The organism is Amycolatopsis sp. NPDC031561, assembly GCF_055580625.1.
Window position 1 is genome coordinate 190703 of the sequence record NZ_JBVILA010000015.1, and the last position, 16170, is coordinate 206872.

Genomic DNA, 16170 nt, shown 5'->3' on the forward strand with positions numbered 1-16170 from the left:
CGCGCTAGAGTTCCTCTGCCGCACGGGTGATTCATGCCCGCAGCCAATTTGGGTCGGCTTCGGTTCGTCTGGTCGTTGCCGCGGAACGGCAACATCAGGCAGCACGCTGCGCGGCCGGGCACAGCCGCGCACCCAGGCCCGCCAGGTTCAGAACCCGATGGGCAGTCCCGCGTAGTTCTCCGCCAGCCCCGCCCGGCCCGCTTCGCTCCGCGCCAGCCAGCGCAGTTGCGACAGCTGCAACTGCCGATCGAACGGGTCGTCCGATCGGTGCAGCATCGTCGTCATCCACCAGGAGAAGTGCGTACACCGCCAAACCCGGCGCAATGCGGTGTCGGAGTAGGCGTCGGCGAGAGCGGAGTCCTTGTCCCGCACCAAAGCCGCCAGCGCTGGGGCGAGGAGGGCGACGTCGGCGACGGCGAGGTTGAGGCCCTTGGCCCCGGTGGGCGGCACGATGTGCGCGGCGTCCCCGGCGAGGAACAGGCGGCCGTGGCGGAGGGGTTGCTGCACGAAACTGCGCATGGGCAGCACACTCTTGTCGGTGATCGGCCCGGGCGTGAGGGTCCAGCCGTCCTGGCCGTGGCCGAGCCGGGTCGCGAGCGCCTCCCAGATCCGTTCGTCGGACCAGGTGGCGATGTCGGTGCCGTTGGGCACCTGCAGATACAGCCTGCTGACGGTGGCCGAGCGCATCGAATGCATGGCGAAACCGTCGGGATGCCAGGCGTAGATCAGCTCGTCGGTCGACGGGGCGACCTCCGCGAGGACGCCGAGCCACGAGTACGGGTAGGTGCGCTCCCAAGTCTGCTTCGCGGCGTCGGGAATCGCGGTGCGACAGGGCCCGAAGGAGCCGTCGCAGCCGACGACGACGTCGGCGTCCAGCCTCTCTTGTGTGCCGTCCGGGCCGGTGAAGGTGACGTAGGGCTTGTCGGTTTCGAGGTCGTGCACGGCGGTGTCGATGACCTCGTAGTAAATCTGCTGCCCGGCGGCCGCGCGTGCCTTGCCGAGGTCCTTGGTCACCTCGGTCTGGCCGTACACGGTGACACTCCGCCCGACCAGGTCCACGAAGTCGAGATGGTGCCGTTCCTCCGGCCACTGCAGGTAGATGCCGCGGTGTTCGTCGCCCTCGCGGTCGAGCCGGTCGGCGAGCCCGGCCTCATGGAGGAGGTCCACTGTGGACTGTTCGAGGATGCCCGCCCGGATCCGCGCCTCGACGTACTCGCGCGAGCGGGTCTCGACGATCACCGACTCGACTCCCGCCAGATCGAGCAGATGCGACAGGAGCAGGCCGGCGGGGCCGGCGCCGACGATGGCGACTGGGGTTCGCATGACCGGAGTCTGGTCGCGTGGCCGACGAACTCCTAGCTTTCGCTTCCACTCAGTGAAACTCGCAGGCTTCGCCCGATGCCCGCGGCCGCCACCTGGAGTGCGGAGACCAGCCGCGCCCGGCCCCGGCTCAGATCCGGGATGACCAGGCCGAGTGCCGCGACGACGTCGCCGCCGGTGGACGGCCGGATCGGGACGGCGACCGAGCAGGCGCCCTGGCTCATCTCCTCGACGGTCTGCGCGTAGCCCTCGCGGCGGATGCGCCGCAACTGCTCGCGCAGCCGCCCGGGCTGCGTGATGGTGTACGGCGTGATGCGGGTCAGCGAGGCGAGCACCTGCCGCTGGACGTCCTCCGGGGCCCAGGCCAGCAGGACCTTCCCGACCCCGGTGGCGTGCAGCGGCAGCCGTCCGCCGATCCGGCTGACCACCGGCACCGACGCGTTCCCGGACAGCCGGTCGAGGTAGAGCACCTGGCCGCCGTCCCGCTCGCCGAGATGCACGGTGGCACCGGTCGCGCCGTAGAGATCCTGGAGGAAGGGGGCCGCGACCTGCCGCAGTTCGAACTGGACCGGGGCGAGCAGGCCGAGGTCCCACAGCCGCCTGCCGATGGCGTAGCGATCCTCGCGCCGCTCCAGCGCATCCAGGCCCACGAGTTCGCGGGCGAGCCGGTGCGCGGTGGGCAGCGGCAGACCGGCGCGGTTCGCGAGTTCGGTCAGGGACAGCTCGCGATGGTCGACATCGAAGGCGCCGAGCAGCGCGAACGCCCGCGAGGTGACACTGGCTCCCGGCGTGGAGAGGTTCCCGGACATCCGGTCATTCTCTCACTGAGTGGAATCACGGCAGGAGGGCCAGTCCGACCCACAGTCCGGCGACGGCGAGCACGATGGACGCCGGGACGGTGAGCAGCCCGAGCCGGGTGAACTCGCCCAGGTCGGCCCGGGTGTCGTGCCGGTGCAGGATCCGCCGCCACAACAGCGTGGCCAGCGAGCCGACGTAGGTGAGGTTCGGCCCGAGGTTGACCCCGATCAGCACGGCCAGCACCACCGGCGTCCCGCCCACGGCGGCGAGCGGCAGCAGCACGAGCACCGCGGGCAGGTTGTTGATCAGGTTGGCGAGCACGGCCGCCACCGCCGCGGCGCCGAGCAGCCCGAGGAAGGTGCTGGAGGTCGGCACGAGGTGGCTGAGCGCCTCGTCCAGTCCATTGTCGACGACGGCGCGGACCACGATCGCCAGTGCGAGCACGAACGCGAGGAAGGGGATGCTCGCCGAGCGCACGATCGCGGCGGGGGAGGTCCGCCGTTGCGCGAGGGCGCGGCAGGCCAGGACGGCGGCACCGGCGAACGCGGCCCAAGCGGGGCTGAGATCCAGCAGCGACGTGACCACGAACCCGGCCAGCGTGAGGCCGAGGACGACCAGGACGAACGTGGGGACCTTCCCGGCCGGGACCTCTTTTCCTCCGCGAGGCTTCGCCGCGAGGTCGGCGGCGAAGAACCGGCGGAACACCAGGTACTCGGTGAGCACCGCCGCGAGCCAGGGCAACGTCATCAGCGCGGTGAACCGGAGGAACGAGATACCGGTCGCGGCGACGGCGAGCAGATTGGTCAGATTCGACACCGGCAGCAGCAACGAGGCCGAGTTCGCCAGATGCGTGCAGGCGTAGGCGTGCGGCTTGGCCCGCGCGCCCATCCGCGCGGCGGTGGCGAACACTACCGGGGTCAGCAGGACGACGGTGGCGTCGAGACTGAGCACGACGGTGACGGCCGCGGCCACGACGAACACCGCGGGCAGCAGCCGCCGCGGCTTCCCCCGGCTGAACCGGGCCATGAGCGTCCCGGCCGCTTGGAACAGCCCTTCGTCGTCGCACAAGCGGGCCAGCACGAGGACCGCGGCGAGGAAACCGACGACCGGGGCGAGTCTGGCCACCTCGTCGAGGGCGTCGGGAACCGAGATCGCCCCGACCGCCAGCACGATCACGGCGGCGGGGACGGCGGCGACGGCCTCCGGCAGACCGCGTGGCCGGATCACCGCGAAGGCCAGGACGACCAGCAGGAGCGCGATGGACACCATCTCGCCGGGAATGCCTGTCAGTGCGAACCTCCTCGGTGTGAAGCCGACTTCGGCAATCTAGGCTGGGCAGGGTGCGCGAGACGAACTGGGCGGGAAATCTGACCTTCACCGCGGAACGGATCCTTCGCCCGCGCACGGTCGAACAGGTCCAGGACGCCGTCGCCGGAGCGACAGCGGTCAAGGCGCTCGGCAGCAGGCATTGCTTCAACGACATCGCGGACTGTCCGGGCGGTGTCCAGCTCGGCCTGTCGGCGCTCGAGGTCGAAGCGGTGGTCGACGCGGAGAACGCGACGGTCACCGTGCCGGCCGCGGCGCGCTATGGCGACGTCGCGGTGCAGGTGCAAGCGGCCGGTTTCGCGCTCGCCAATCTCGCTTCGCTGCCTCATTGCACGGTGGCGGGCACCGTCGCGACGGCGACCCATGGATCCGGACGGCGTAACCAGAGCCTCGCGTCGGCAGTGTCCGGTTTGGAGCTGGTCACCGCGAACGGCGACTTGCGGACCTACGAAGGGCACGACGGCGTTGTCGTCGGGCTCGGCGCGCTGGGTGTGGTGACCCGGCTGACCCTCGACTTGGTGCCGTCCTTCGACCTCCGCCAGGACGTCTTCGACGGTTTGCCCTGGGAGTCGGCCTACGAGCATTTCGAAGAGATCCAGGACGCGGGATACAGCGTCAGCCTGTTCACGAACTGGGCCCGCGGCGAGATCGACCAGGTCTGGGTCAAGGGTCCGGGACGGCCGGGCGCTGACTTCTTCGGTGCGAAGGCGGCGGACGGGCCGCGGCATCCGGCGCACGCGGCGGGGATCCCGGCGGACAACTGCACCCGGCAACTCGGGGTGGCAGGGCCGTGGCACGAACGGATCCCGCATTTCCGCCTGGACTTCACGCCCAGCGTCGGCAACGAGCTGCAGACCGAGTACTTCGTGCCCGTCCGGCACGCCGTCGCCGCGATGGAGGCGATGCGCGGGATCGGGCACCGGCTGGCGCCCGTCCTGCTCACCTCGGAGATCCGCACGGTCGCGGGGGACGACCTGTGGCTCAGCCCGTTCCACGGCGGCGACCGGGTGGCACTGCACTTCACCTGGCTGCCGGACGAGGACGCGGTTCGCGCCCTGCTCCCGGTGATGGAGGAACGCTTGGCGCCCTTCGAGGTCCGGCCGCACTGGGGGAAGCTCTTCCATCAGGCGGCGGACTACCCGAAGCTGGCCGATTTCCGGGCGCTGGCCGTCGAACTCGACCCGGACGGCAAGTTCCGGAACCCGTTCGTCCGGCGGAACGTGTTCGGGGAGCGCTAGTCCGACTGGGACCAGGCGGCGACGGGCAGGGAGAGGTACACGCCGACGTCGTCGATCCCGGTCGCGGCTTCGATGCTCGTGCGGAGCAGGTCCACCCGTTCCTGGCGGTTGTCCGCCCGGCTGGGAAACCACTTGGACCGGACCTCGACCAGGAGGTCGAGCCCGAAGCGGTCGAACGGTCCCGGTCGACGGAAGCGCAGTTCGACGTCGCCCGGCTGCAGATCGCCGTCGTAGGGCTCCTCGGGGCACTCCACCGCGAGGGACACGAGATGCGGCAGAACCGAACCCAGCTCACGCAGCTTGGCTTCGGGAAGTTGGGGCGAGTAGGTGATTTCCACGAGAGGCACGAGAACGAGCCTAGGGGAGCTAATCGCTCTGCGGGTCCCAGGACAGCAGCCGGACCCTGCTGACCGTCTGGACGTGCCGGCGCATCGCGCTCGCGGCCGCCTTCGGATCGCCGTCGCGGATGGCGTCGGCGATCCCCTTCCGCCTGCGACGGAGTGCCTCTCACCCCGGCGCAACTGGCCTTCGAACGCGAGGCCGCGAGCACGCACCACGACGGCTGCGCCGCGATTCCCTGGAGGGAGCGGTACGCGACGTCGCCGGGACGCGTTCCCTACCACCCGAACGAGGCCGGGATGGCGGCCGTCGCGGACCTGATCACCGCACGGCTCCGCTAGCCACCTGAGCCCGGAAGGTGCGGCGGTAGCTGTCCGGCGGTACTCCGACGGTCCGGTTGAAATGCCGTCGGAGTGTCGTGGCGGTGCCCATCCCGGTGGCCTCCGCGATGAGGTCGACGCTGTCGTCGGTCCGCTCCAGGAGTTCCTGCGCGCGGCGGATGCGCTGGATCAGCAGCCAGCGCAACGGCGTAGTCCCGGTCGCCGACCGGAAGTGCCGCGCGAGATTGCGGGAACTCATGTTGGCGTGCCGGGCGAGGTCTTCGACGGTCAGCGGCCGGTCCAGCCGTTCGGTCACCCAGGGCAGCAGGCCGCCGAGCGGATGGTCGTCCTGCTCGGGCACCGGCGAGGTGACGAACTGGGCCTGCCCGCCCGCGCGGTGCGGCGGGACGACCAGGCGGCGGGCGACGGTGTTCGCGACCGCCGAGCCGTGGTCGGAGCGGACCAGATGCAGGCACAGGTCCATCGCCGCGGCCTTGCCCGCCGAGGTGAGCACGCTGCCGTTGTCGACGTAGAGGACGTCCGGATCGACCTCCACCAGCGGATGGCGGGTGGCGAGGTCGTCGGTGTGCGCCCAGTGCGTCGTCGCGCGGCGGCCGTCGAGAAGACCGGCGGCCGCCAGGACGAACGCGCCGGTGCAGAGGGACGCCACCCGTGCGCCCGCTTCGTGGGCGGCTCGGACGGCGTCGACGAGGTCGGCGGGCGGGTCGACGTCGATGTCGGCCCACCCGGGAACGATGACGGTGTCGGCGCGCACGAGCCTTTCGAGGCCGTGATCCGGCTCGAGGAGGAATCGGCCGACCTTCACCGGGGCCGGGCCACAGACGATGAGCTCGTACCAGGAGCCCTCGAAGCCCGGCAGGCCCGAACCGAAGACCTCCTGTGCGATGGCGAGCTCGAACTGCAGCATGCCGTCGGTGGCGGCGAGGGCGACCGTACTCATGTCCGAAAGTGTACGCATGATGGCGTTCCGGACACTGTCGGCAGGCGATTCCCGTCGGCAGGATGGTCCACAGTGGATCAGCCGAGGGCAGGAGAAACCCATGGGTACGGGGTATGACGTCGCGGTGTTCGGGGCTTACGGGCACACCGGCCGGTTCGTGGTGGAGGAGCTGCGCGAGCGGGGCTTCGGAGTGCTGGCGGTCGGCCGCGACGAAGCGAAACTGCGCGGCCTTCCTTGGCCGGACCTGGAAATCCGGCAGGCTTCGGTGTACGACCCAGCCTCGCTCGACAGTGCCTTCGAGGGTGTGGACGCGGTGATCAACGCCGCCGGGCCGTTCGCCGACACCGCCGCTCCGGTGATCGAGGCGGCGCTGCGGGCGGGCGTCCCGTACCTGGACGTGGCCGCGGAGATCGAAGCGAACATCGACACCTTCGCGAAGTTCGGCGACCGAGCCGAGGGGGCGACGGTGATCCCGGCGATGGCGTTCTTCGGCGGGCTCGGCGACCTTCTGGTCACCGCCGCGATGGGCGACTGGACGTCGGCCGACGAAGCGCACATCGCCTACGCGCTGAGCAGCTGGCATCCGACGGAGGGGACCCGCGCGGCGAGCAAGGTCTCGCGGGAGCGCCGCAACGGCCGGCGGCTCCGCTTCTCCGGCGGACGGATCGAGCACCGTGACGACGCTCCGTCCGCCCTGGACTGGGATTTCCCCGCGCCGCTCGGGACCCGTGCCGTGCTCGGCGAGTTCACGATGGCCGACGTGGTCACCGTCCCGAGTCACCTCGCCATTCCCGAAGTGACCACGTACATGACGGTGAACGCCGCCAGTGAGGTGGTGACGCCCGGGACCCCGGCGCCCGCCGCGGACGGCCCGTCCGCGCAGACGTTCGTGGTCGACGTCGTCGTGCGGTCCGGTGGTGCGGAACGGCGGATCTCCGCCCAGGGTCAGGACATCTACGCGATCACCGCGCCGCTGGTGGTGGAGGCGGTGCAGCGGGTGCTCGACGGGCGGGTCAAGGCGACCGGCGTCGTGTCGGCGGGGGAGGTCTTCGACGCGGCCGACTTCCTGGCGGCGCTGGCTCCCCGGGTGACCGTCACCGCGTGACCCCCACCTCCCAGCCGGGGTAGGGCAGCCGCGCGGGCCGGGCTTCCCCGGGCCGGTGCTCGAAATGCCACCACTCGTTGTCATAGATCCGGTAGAGCGCGAAGCGGGCGCCGTGGTCTTCCAGCCACTGCGCTCCCTCGCGCGGCCGGACGTCCAGCGCGGTACCCCGGACGTGCGCCGAATCCTTCGGGGGCAGGACGCGTTTCCCGTCCCGCCCGGCCTCGTCGAGGAACAGTCGATGCTGCTCGGCGGCATCGCGGTGTCCCGAAGTGAGGCCGAGCAGCGTCCGGTGCCGCCAGAAGGCTTCGGTCCTGGCGGCGGTGAACGCGGCGAGGGTTCCGCCGGTGAGCCCGGCCAGGTCTTCGGCGGGGAACCGCAGCGACAGCGCCCATCCGCAGGCGAGCCGCTTGGCGTGGCCGGGGGAGCGCAGCCACGCCGGGATCAGCAGCAGGACCGCGAGGACGCGGGTGATCACCGCGAGAACGAATTCCTTCATACCGTCCACAGTCGACGGCGCTTGTCCGAGGCCGATCGCGATGGCGTGCGCGGACGCCGACGAAAAGGTCACCGTTCCGCACGGACCACGCTGTGACAGAACGAAGACATTCCGCGGACGCTCCGTGGATGCCGGGCGGGCACCATGGCGTGTCATGGACGAGCGGATTCCGTCCGGCGCTGCGATAGTCGTCGGCATGCCCAGGGTGCTGCTCATCGAGGACGACCAAGCCGTGCGTGAGGGGCTGAGCATGGCGTTGGGCGGACGGGGCCACGCGGTCGACGCGGTGGCCACCGGAGAGGAAGGTCTCGCCCGGCTCGCGTCGAGGCCGCCGGACATCGTCGTGCTGGACCTGATGCTGCCGGGACTGGACGGCTTCGAGGTCTGCCGCCGCATCCGGGCCACGGGTGATCTGCCGATCATCATGCTCACCGCGCGCAACGAGGACATCGACGTGGTGGCCGGGCTCGCCGCCGGCGCGGACGACTACGTGGTCAAACCCGCCAGGGCGCAGGTACTCGAGGCGCGGATCCGCGCGGTGCTGCGCCGCAGCGGGCAGACACCGCCCTCGGTGCCGGCGCAGCCGGAGATCGAACAGTACGGTGACCTCGGCGTCGACCGTGCCGCGCTGACGGTGACCAAGGACGGCAAACCCGTCCCCCTCGCCCCGACGGAACTGCGGCTGCTGCTGGAACTCACCCAGGTGCCCGGCCGGGTGCTCAGCCGCCAATACCTGCTGGAAAACGTGTGGGAGCACGGGTATTTCGGTGACTCCCGGGTCGTCGACGCCTGCGTGCAACGGCTGCGCGCGAAGATCGAGGACGACTCGTCCGCGCCGGTGTACGTGCAGACGGTCCGCGGGTTCGGCTACCGGTTCGGGCCACTGTGAAGCTTTGGGGTCTGCGAACCCGCCTGCTGCTGGCGTTCAGCCTGCTGGTCGTGATCACCGCGGCGACGGTCGCCGGTGGTGGCTATGTCCAGTCCCGCACGGTGATCCTCCAGCAGGCGCAGGACGCCACCGCGCGCGTCCTGATCGACAAGGCCACCGCGCTGTACCCGCTCGGCCCGCTGCCGCCGGTGGGCGGGACGCTGGACCGGATCAGCGGCGACCTGTCCGACCGTGACCTGAGCTCCTTGGTCCTGTACGAGGACCAGTCGAGCGGGAACGAGCAGCTCCGATCGCTGATCTCGCCCGAGCTTCGCGAGGAGGTCCGGTCGGGAAACGTCGCGTGGCAACGAGTCGAGTCCGGGGGCAGGCCGATGTTGGTGGTGGGCACCAGGTTCACCGTGCAGCTTCCAGGCGGGCAGGAGCGGGCTTCGGGCATCGAGGCCTACGTCGCCCGCAGCATGGAGCCGGAGGAAGAGAGCATCGCCGAACTCGCCACCCGTGCCTGGCTGATCGGCGGGGCGGCGCTCGTCTTTGCCATCGGTCTGGCGCTGCTGGCCGCTCGCGGCGTCCTGCGGCCGGTGCGGGAACTGGGCGAAGCGGCCCGCCGGCTGGGTTCGGGTGACCTGCGGGCGCGGATCAGCGTCCGCGGCTCGGACGAACTGGCCGGAGTCGCGCGCACGTTCAACGAGACGGCCGAAGTACTGGAACGTCACGTCGGTGAGCTGGAACGGATGGAGGCCGACGCGCGGCGGTTCGTCGCCGACGTCTCGCACGAACTGCGCACTCCGCTGGCCGCGATGACCGCGGTCGCGGACGTGCTGGAGCAGGAAGCGTCGAAGCTGCCGGGCGACGCCGGCCGCGCGGCGCGGCTGAGCATCGACGAGACGCACCACTTGACCCGGCTGGTGAACGACCTCATCGAGGTGTCCCGGTTCGACGCCAAGGCCGCGGCCCTCGCGCCCGAGGAGGTCGACGTCGCCGAAGTGATCGCGGCGAGCCTGCGCATCCGCGGCTGGACCGCCGAGGTGGAGGGTGACCTGCCCGTCGGGATCTTCGCCGGGCTGGATCCGCGGCGGGTGGACGTGATCGTGGCGAATCTGGTCGGGAACGCGTTGCGGCACGGGGAAAAGCCCGTTTCGCTCCGGCTCTCCGAAGCGGGGGAGTGGATCACGCTGGAGGTCGCGGACCGCGGGCCGGGGCTGGCGCCGGAGGTGCTGCCGCACGTGTTCGACCGGTTCTACAAGGCGGATTCGGCCAGGGCGCGCTCGGGCGGGAGCGGGCTCGGTCTCGCGATCGCGCGGGAGAACGCCCGCCTGCACGGCGGCGACCTGACCGCCGCGAACGGCGTGGACGGTGGCGCGGTGTTCACGATGCGCTTGCCTCGTCGGGAGGTGACGGTATGAAGAAGACCTGGCTCGCGCTGATCTTGATGGTTTCGGTGGTCACCGGCTGCGGTGTGCGGCCCAGCGGTGTCATCCCCGGCGCGCCCGCTCCGGTGGGCCCGGCCGAAGGCACGGTGCTCTACTTCCTGTCCGGCGGTCAGCCGGTCCGGGTGCTGCGCCCGCTCCCCGGCGGGCTGGCTCCGGTGAACCCCATCGACCTGCTGGCCGCGGGGCCGGACGAGAACGAGCGAGAACGGAGCTATAGCAGCGAAGTTCCCTTCGGAGCCACGGTTCTCGGCCAGACGGCCGCGCTGAACGGTGTCAAGGTGACGCTTTCGGTCGACGTCGCCGGGCTGTCGGCGAGGGCCGTCGACCAGATCATCTGCACCGCCAGGGACTCGCTCGGCGGAACTACGCAGATCACCCTGCGGGGCGGAGGAACCGAACGCGGGCCGCTGTCCTGCCCCCTGCCCGGTTAGGAGTGGTCCGAATCACCGGTGTCGTTCCCTCGCTTTGTCCGGATTAGCCAGCTAGCTTAGGCAAGGCTAAGCAATGGGACGTAGGGTGGTTGTGGCGTGGAAGGTATCGAGGGCAAGGTCGCGCTCGTCACCGGAGGCGCGCGCGGAATCGGGGCGGCCGTCGTGGACGGGCTCGCCGAAGCGGGTGCGATCGTGGCGGCGGTGGACCTGGCTGAAGGGCCGTCCCGGGACGGCGTGACCTCGTTCGTCGCGGACGTCGGGGACCCCGCGGCCGTGGCGCGGGTGGTCGGCGAGGTCGAACGCGAACTCGGGCCGATCGGGATCGGCGCGTCCGTCGCGGGCGTGCTGAAGCCGGGATCCGTCTGCGAGACGAGCGACGAGGACTGGGCCGCGACCTTCGCGGTCAACTCCACCGGCGTCTTCACGGTGCTCCGCGAGATCTCCCGCCGGATGCTGCCCCGCCGGAGCGGGGTGCTGGTGACGGTCGGGTCGAACGCCGCGGGTGTCCCGAGGACCGGGATGGCCGCCTACGCCGCTTCGAAGGCCGCCGCGACGATGCTGACCCGCTGTCTCGGCCTCGAACTCGCCGGTTCCGGCATCCGCTGCAACATCGTCTCGCCCGGTTCGACCGACACCGAAATGCAGCGTCTACTGTGGACGGACGAAAACGGCGCGGACCGTGTCATCGCGGGAAATCCGGAACAGTACCGTGTCGGCATACCGCTGGGCCGGATAGCCGAACCCGCCGACATCGCCGACGCCGTCCTGTTTTTGGCCTCGGATCGGGCACGGCACATCACGATGCAGAACCTCTACGTCGACGGTGGCGCCACGCTCCGGGCGTGATCTCGATGACGCAACGAAAGCTTCTTGGAGTGGCGTGATTAGGTTAGGCTAACCGAAATTACCTGCCTGATCAGTGGTATTTGCGAAAGGGAATCCTGTCGTGTCCTCACCTGCACCGGCCCGACCAAGGCCGGTCCACCAGGCGGCCGATCTGCTGGCGGCGTACCTGCCCGGATCGTTCTACTTCTCGTCCGCTCGAGGATCGCTGCTCGCCGACGGGGTGTACTCCCCGGTCCACGCGGCACCGGGCAGGCGTGCCCGCGCCGCCGCCGAAGTCCTCGACGCCGCCCTCGTGGCGGGCGTGACCGAGCCCGTGGTGGCGGGAGCGATCGGCTTCCGGCCGGACGCCCCGAGCAGCCTGGTGGTGCCCGCGGTGGTGCGCCGGGCGGGCGCGCCGGGGGCGGGCAGGCCGGTGGCCCCGCTCGGTGGCGGGAGCTGGTCGGTGTCGCCCCGGCCCGCGCCTGAGGTCTACACCACTGCCGTGGCGAAGGCGCTGGACGAGATCCGCGACGGTGACCTGCGCAAGATCGTGCTGGCCCGCTGCCTCGACGTCACCGGTGGCGACCCCATCGCCGTGCCGCGGCTGCTGGCCCGGCTCGTCCACGCCGACCCCGCGGCCCACGCCTTCGCCGTCGACGTCAGCGCGCCCGGGGATCCCGCGCCGCGCACCCTGATCGGCGCGAGCCCGGAACTGCTGGTCTCCCGCCGCGGGCGGATCGTGACGGCCAACCCGCTGGCCGGATCGCGGCCGCGCGTCGCCGACGAGGCCGAGAACGCCCGCCGGATCGCCGATCTGCTGGCGTCGGAAAAGGATCGTGCCGAACACGCCCACGTCGCGGCGCAGGTGGCCGGGGTGCTGAGCCGGTTCTGCGTCGACCTCGACGTCCCCGCCGAACCCGAGGTGATCGGTACCCCCACGATGTGGCACCTCTCGACCAGGATCAGCGGACGGCTCGCCGACGCGGGCGACGCCGGTTCGTCCGCGCTCGCGCTGGCCGAAGCCCTGCATCCGACGCCCGCCGTCTGCGGCGTCCCGACCGGGCTCGCCCGCGACACCATCGCCGCGCTCGAACCCGAGGATCGCGGCTACTACGCGGGTCTCGTCGGCTGGACCGACCAAGACGGTGACGGCGAATGGGTCGTCACCATCCGCTGTGCCGAGGTCCGTGACCGGACCGTGCGGCTGTTCGCCGGAGCGGGTGTGGTGGCGGGCTCGGACCCGGAGGCCGAACTCGCCGAGACCGGCGCGAAGTTCGGCACCATGCTGCGGGCGCTCGGCCTGGAGGGAGCGGCGTGAACCCCGACCACGTGCCCTGGCCACCCGAGACCGCCGCGCGCTACCGGGCCTCGGGCCACTGGCGCGGCCAGACCTTCGGCAAGCTGCTCACCGGCCTCGCCGAGGCGTACGCCGAACGTCTCGCCGTGATCGGCGAGACCGCCCGCTGGACCTTCGCCGAACTCGACGAACGGGCACACCGTCTCGCGGCGGGGTTCGCCGGTGCCGGGATCCAGGCGGGCGACCGGGTCGTCGTGCAGCTGCCGAACGTGCCGGAGTTCGCGTCCGTCGTCTTCGGGCTGTGGCGGGCGGGAGCGTTGCCGGTGTTCGCGCTGCCCGCGCACCGGGCCAGCGAACTGCGGCACTTCGCCGAACAGAGCGAAGCCGCGGCGATCCTGACCGTCGGCGAGCACGAACGGTTCGACCACGCCGCCATGGCGCGTACGGTCGCGGCAGAAATCCCTTCGGTGCGGGAGGTCTTCGTCGTCGGCACCGAAGAGTTCACCGCGCTCGAAGCGACCACGCCGCGAGCGCTGCCGGACCCGGATCCCGCCGGGGTCGCGTTCCTGCAGTTGTCCGGCGGCAGCACCGGTTTGCCCAAGCTGATCCCGCGCACGCACGACGACTATCTCTACAGCGTCCGGGAAAGCGCCCGGATCTGCGGCCTGCGACCGGAAAGCGTGTACCTGGCCGCTTTGCCCGCCGCGCACAACTTCCCGCTCAGCTCACCCGGCCTGCTCGGGGCGCTGCACGCGGGCGCGGCCACGGTGTTCGCGCCGCGTCCGGACGCCGACACCGCCTTCCGGCTGATCGAGGCCGAAGGGGTGACGATCACCGGGCTCGTGCCGCCGCTGGCCGCCGCGTGGGCACAAGCGGCCGCGAGGACCACCCGCGATCTGTCCTCTTTGGACGTACTGCTCGTCGGCGGCGCCAAATGCGCCCGCGAACTGGCCGAGAAGATCGGGCCCGCGCTGGGCTGCCGCCTCCAGCAGGTGTTCGGCATGGCCGAGGGACTGGTCTGCTACACCCGGCTCGACGATCCGGACGAGTACGTCCTCGCCACGCAGGGACGGCCGATCTCGGCGGACGACGAGATCCGGGTGGTGAACCCGGACGACCCACTGTCCACTTCGGACGATGTCGTCGCGCCGGGCGAGATCGGCGCGTTGCTGACCCGCGGGCCGTACACGATCCGCGGCTACTACCGCGCCACCGAGCACAACAAGACCGCCTTCACCGAGGACGGTTTCTACCGCACCGGCGACCTCGTGCGGCAGCACCCGTCGGGACACCTCGAAGTGGTCGGCCGGGCCAAGGAGCAGATCAACCGCGGCGGCGAAAAGGTGGCCGCGGAAGAGGTCGAGAACCACCTGATGGCCCACCCCGGGGTGCTCGACGCCGCCGTCGTCGCGGTGCCCGACCCGTATCTGGGCGAGCGCACCTGCGCCTACGTCGTCCCCGCGGCCGGTGCCGAGCCCGCCGCGGCGGAACTGCGGCGGTTCGTGCGCGAGCGCGGGGTGGCGGCGTTCAAGGTGCCCGATCTGGTCCAGGTCGTGCCGGAGTTCCCGGTGACCGGCGTCGGCAAGACCAGCAAACGTGAGCTCCGGGCGGCCCTGGCCGCCCTGGCGAAGGAGGGATGAAAGTCGTGTCACTACCCGAAATCCGGTCCTACTCGTTGCCGACGGAGGCCGAGTTGCCCGCCGGGCGGGTCGGCTGGAAACCCGACTCCGCCCGCGCCGCGCTGCTGGTGCACGACGCGCAGCGGTACTTCCTCGCGCCGTACGAGGGCTCCCCGGTGCCGGAGATGGTCGCGAACATCGCCGCGCTGACCGAAGCAGCCCGGGCGGCGGGCGTCCCGGTGTTCTACACCGCCCAGCCCGGCCACCAGGCCGCCGAGGACCGCGGCCTGCTCACCGAGTTCTGGGGCGACGGCATCGGCGCGGTCATCGACGAGGACCCCGCCGCCGCCGACGTCGTGGACGAACTCGCCCCGCGACCGGGGGACATCGTGCTGACGAAGTGGCGTTACAGCGCGTTCCAGCGCAGCACGTTCACCGAACAGCTCGCCGAAGCCGGCCGGGACCAGCTGCTGATCACCGGCGTCTACGCGCACATCGGCTGCCAGGCCACCGCCGTCGAGGCCTTCATGCGCGACATCCAGCCGTTCCTGGTCGGCGACGCGGTCGCGGACTTCTCCCGCGAACGCCACGACCAGGCCTGCGAGTACGTCGCCCAGCGCTGCGGCGCACTGACCACCACCGCCGCCGCGCTCGCCGCGATGGCCCCGATCCACGCCGGAGTACCCCGATGAGCCTCACGACCGGAAAGATCCACGCGGACGTCGCGGAACTGCTCGGCTGCGACGTGGCCGAGCTGAAGCCCGAAACCGATCTCACCGACCTCGGCCTCGACTCGATGCGGATCATGGGCCTGGTCGAGCAGTGGCGCTCCGAAGGCGCGGAGAACCTGGAGTTCGCCGATCTCGCCGAGCAGCCGAACCTCGGCCACTGGACGAAGCTCCTCACCGGGACCACCGCGTGAGCCGCGCCGACCACCGCCACCGGCACCTCGAACGCATCGCCGAGGTCCGCGCCGGTCAGCACGCGGAGAAGGTGCCGTACCCGATCCGCGTCCGGCAGGCCGAAGTCGTCCGCACCGAGATGATCGGCTCCGGACTGCTCCGCGTCACCCTCGGCGGGTCCGGCACGGCGGGGTTCGAGGCACATTCGCCCGACGAGCACGTGAAGCTGCTGTTCCCGGAGCTCGACGCCGAGCCGAAGCTGCCGGTGCAGGACGGCGACATGCTGCGCTGGCCGAAGCCGTCGCCGACGTCGCGCGAGTACACGGTCCGCCGCTACGATCCGGCTTCCGGCGAACTCGACCTCGACGTCGCGCTGCACGAAGGCGGCCTCGGGTCCGGATGGGCGGAGAGGGTGACTCCGGGAACCCCGGTGCACGTCGCCGGTCCGCCCGGCGGGCTGATCGTGCCGCACACCTACGACCGCTACCTGCTCGCCGGGGACATCACCGCGCTGCCCGCGATCGCGCGCTGGCTGGAAGAACTGCCCCGCACTGCGGCGGGCTGGGCGTTCATCGAGGTGACCGACGCGAGCGAGGAGATCGAGCTGTCCGCGCCCGAAGACGTCGAGGTGCACTGGCTGCATCGCGGCGACGTCGCGGCGGGCGACTCCGACGTCCTCGCCCGCGCGGTCCAGACGATCGAAGTCCCCGCCGGTGAACGGCTCTACGCGTGGGTCGCCGGGGAGGCCGGGCAGCTCAAGCCCTTGCGCCGCTGGCTCAAGAACGACCTCGGGCTCGGCAAGGACGACCACGACGTGACCGGCTACTGGAAGCGTGGCGTCGCGGACTTCGACGACGAGCACGACCACTGATCC

At 71.1% G+C, this 16170-nt stretch carries 18 protein-coding genes and 1 pseudogene; 12 read left to right on the forward strand and 7 right to left on the reverse strand.

What is annotated here, in order from left to right:
• Positions 1-147: 147 nt before the first annotated feature.
• The 3 genes from ACZ5IK_RS27155 to ACZ5IK_RS27165 are packed head-to-tail and all read right to left on the reverse strand — an operon-like array spanning position 148 to position 3387.
• Positions 148-1323, reverse strand: a complete 1176-nt coding sequence (locus ACZ5IK_RS27155) for a 4-hydroxybenzoate 3-monooxygenase (RefSeq protein WP_465490252.1) — start codon at positions 1321-1323, stop codon at positions 148-150.
• A gap of 32 nt (positions 1324-1355) precedes the next feature.
• Positions 1356-2129, reverse strand: coding sequence for an IclR family transcriptional regulator (locus tag ACZ5IK_RS27160; protein ID WP_465490253.1), 774 nt, complete (start codon positions 2127-2129; stop codon positions 1356-1358).
• Between the two features lie 25 nt (positions 2130-2154).
• Positions 2155-3387, reverse strand: coding sequence for an SLC13 family permease (locus ACZ5IK_RS27165; RefSeq protein ID WP_101608273.1), 1233 nt, complete (start codon positions 3385-3387; stop codon positions 2155-2157).
• 71 nt (positions 3388-3458) lie between these two features.
• Between ACZ5IK_RS27165 and ACZ5IK_RS27170 the strand changes: the two genes are divergently transcribed.
• Positions 3459-4682 (forward strand): FAD-binding protein, encoded by a 1224-nt coding sequence (locus ACZ5IK_RS27170; RefSeq protein WP_465490254.1) that lies wholly within the window; start codon positions 3459-3461, stop codon positions 4680-4682.
• Here the strand turns inward: ACZ5IK_RS27170 and ACZ5IK_RS27175 are convergent.
• Positions 4679-5029, reverse strand: a complete 351-nt coding sequence (locus ACZ5IK_RS27175; protein ID WP_465490255.1) for a hypothetical protein — start codon at positions 5027-5029, stop codon at positions 4679-4681. The two genes, ACZ5IK_RS27170 and ACZ5IK_RS27175, sit on opposite strands and share 4 nt — an antisense overlap.
• A 19-nt stretch (positions 5030-5048) precedes the next feature.
• Positions 5049-5162: pseudogene (locus ACZ5IK_RS27180) on the reverse strand (GntR family transcriptional regulator); the annotation flags it as partial.
• Positions 5163-5182: 20 nt separating this feature from the next.
• On the opposite strand from ACZ5IK_RS27180, the gene ACZ5IK_RS27185 reads away from it, so the two are divergent.
• Complete coding sequence (locus ACZ5IK_RS27185) at positions 5183-5362, forward strand: hypothetical protein (protein WP_465490256.1); 180 nt, start codon at positions 5183-5185, stop codon at positions 5360-5362.
• Here ACZ5IK_RS27185 and ACZ5IK_RS27190 read toward each other — a convergent pair.
• Positions 5343-6302 (reverse strand): helix-turn-helix domain-containing protein, encoded by a 960-nt coding sequence (locus tag ACZ5IK_RS27190; RefSeq protein WP_465490257.1) that lies wholly within the window; start codon positions 6300-6302, stop codon positions 5343-5345. The genes ACZ5IK_RS27185 and ACZ5IK_RS27190 overlap by 20 nt on opposite strands.
• 100 nt (positions 6303-6402) lie before the next feature.
• On the opposite strand from ACZ5IK_RS27190, the gene ACZ5IK_RS27195 reads away from it, so the two are divergent.
• Positions 6403-7407: a saccharopine dehydrogenase family protein gene (locus ACZ5IK_RS27195; protein WP_465490258.1), complete on the forward strand. Its 1005-nt coding sequence runs from the start codon at positions 6403-6405 to the stop codon at positions 7405-7407.
• Here the strand turns inward: ACZ5IK_RS27195 and ACZ5IK_RS27200 are convergent.
• The gene (locus tag ACZ5IK_RS27200) at positions 7397-7903 is read right to left on the reverse strand and encodes a M15 family metallopeptidase domain-containing protein (protein ID WP_465490259.1); all 507 of its coding nucleotides are present in this window, start codon (positions 7901-7903) and stop codon (positions 7397-7399) included. The two genes, ACZ5IK_RS27195 and ACZ5IK_RS27200, sit on opposite strands and share 11 nt — an antisense overlap.
• A gap of 154 nt (positions 7904-8057) precedes the next feature.
• Here ACZ5IK_RS27200 and ACZ5IK_RS27205 point away from each other — a divergent pair, with 154 nt between their 5' ends.
• The 9 genes from ACZ5IK_RS27205 (at position 8058) to ACZ5IK_RS27245 (ending at position 16167) form a co-directional block, all read left to right on the forward strand.
• Positions 8058-8792: a response regulator gene (locus ACZ5IK_RS27205; RefSeq protein ID WP_465490260.1), complete on the forward strand. Its 735-nt coding sequence runs from the start codon at positions 8058-8060 to the stop codon at positions 8790-8792.
• A complete protein-coding gene (locus ACZ5IK_RS27210) occupies positions 8789-10195 on the forward strand; it encodes an ATP-binding protein (RefSeq protein WP_465490261.1) in 1407 nt (468 codons plus the stop codon). The genes ACZ5IK_RS27205 and ACZ5IK_RS27210 overlap by 4 nt, the downstream gene beginning before the upstream one ends.
• On the forward strand, positions 10192-10653 hold the full coding sequence (locus ACZ5IK_RS27215) for a GerMN domain-containing protein (protein WP_465490262.1): 462 nt from the start codon (positions 10192-10194) through the stop codon (positions 10651-10653). Before ACZ5IK_RS27210 ends, ACZ5IK_RS27215 begins: the two co-directional genes overlap by 4 nt.
• Before the next feature lie 96 nt (positions 10654-10749).
• Positions 10750-11499: a 2,3-dihydro-2,3-dihydroxybenzoate dehydrogenase gene (dhbA, locus tag ACZ5IK_RS27220; RefSeq protein ID WP_465490263.1), complete on the forward strand. Its 750-nt coding sequence runs from the start codon at positions 10750-10752 to the stop codon at positions 11497-11499.
• A gap of 100 nt (positions 11500-11599) precedes the next feature.
• The gene (locus ACZ5IK_RS27225) at positions 11600-12796 is read left to right on the forward strand and encodes an isochorismate synthase (RefSeq protein ID WP_465490264.1); all 1197 of its coding nucleotides are present in this window, start codon (positions 11600-11602) and stop codon (positions 12794-12796) included.
• A complete protein-coding gene (locus tag ACZ5IK_RS27230; protein ID WP_465490265.1) occupies positions 12793-14415 on the forward strand; it encodes a (2,3-dihydroxybenzoyl)adenylate synthase in 1623 nt (540 codons plus the stop codon). The genes ACZ5IK_RS27225 and ACZ5IK_RS27230 overlap by 4 nt, the downstream gene beginning before the upstream one ends.
• Positions 14412-15086: an isochorismatase family protein gene (locus tag ACZ5IK_RS27235; protein ID WP_465490266.1), complete on the forward strand. Its 675-nt coding sequence runs from the start codon at positions 14412-14414 to the stop codon at positions 15084-15086. The genes ACZ5IK_RS27230 and ACZ5IK_RS27235 overlap by 4 nt, the downstream gene beginning before the upstream one ends.
• Positions 15083-15316 (forward strand): phosphopantetheine-binding protein, encoded by a 234-nt coding sequence (locus ACZ5IK_RS27240; protein ID WP_465490267.1) that lies wholly within the window; start codon positions 15083-15085, stop codon positions 15314-15316. The genes ACZ5IK_RS27235 and ACZ5IK_RS27240 overlap by 4 nt, the downstream gene beginning before the upstream one ends.
• A complete protein-coding gene (locus ACZ5IK_RS27245) occupies positions 15313-16167 on the forward strand; it encodes a siderophore-interacting protein (protein WP_465490268.1) in 855 nt (284 codons plus the stop codon). The genes ACZ5IK_RS27240 and ACZ5IK_RS27245 overlap by 4 nt, the downstream gene beginning before the upstream one ends.
• Positions 16168-16170 lie beyond the last annotated feature (3 nt).

Excerpts from the sequence above, each read along its gene's own strand:
- ACZ5IK_RS27155 (WP_465490252.1), bottom strand. The coding sequence starts at position 1,323 with ATGCGAACCCCAGTCGCCATCGTCGGCGCCGGCCCCGCCGGCCTGCTC.
- ACZ5IK_RS27165 (WP_101608273.1), bottom strand. The coding sequence starts at position 3,387 with ATGGTGTCCATCGCGCTCCTGCTGGTCGTCCTGGCCTTCGCGGTGATC.
- ACZ5IK_RS27205 (WP_465490260.1), top strand. The coding sequence starts at position 8,058 with ATGGACGAGCGGATTCCGTCCGGCGCTGCGATAGTCGTCGGCATGCCC.
- ACZ5IK_RS27215 (WP_465490262.1), top strand. The coding sequence starts at position 10,192 with ATGAAGAAGACCTGGCTCGCGCTGATCTTGATGGTTTCGGTGGTCACC.
- ACZ5IK_RS27235 (WP_465490266.1), top strand. The coding sequence starts at position 14,412 with ATGAAAGTCGTGTCACTACCCGAAATCCGGTCCTACTCGTTGCCGACG.
- ACZ5IK_RS27240 (WP_465490267.1), top strand. The coding sequence starts at position 15,083 with ATGAGCCTCACGACCGGAAAGATCCACGCGGACGTCGCGGAACTGCTC.
- ACZ5IK_RS27190 (WP_465490257.1), bottom strand. The coding sequence starts at position 6,302 with ATGAGTACGGTCGCCCTCGCCGCCACCGACGGCATGCTGCAGTTCGAG.
- ACZ5IK_RS27160 (WP_465490253.1), bottom strand. The coding sequence starts at position 2,129 with ATGTCCGGGAACCTCTCCACGCCGGGAGCCAGTGTCACCTCGCGGGCG.
- ACZ5IK_RS27195 (WP_465490258.1), top strand. The coding sequence starts at position 6,403 with ATGGGTACGGGGTATGACGTCGCGGTGTTCGGGGCTTACGGGCACACC.
- ACZ5IK_RS27200 (WP_465490259.1), bottom strand. The coding sequence starts at position 7,903 with ATGAAGGAATTCGTTCTCGCGGTGATCACCCGCGTCCTCGCGGTCCTG.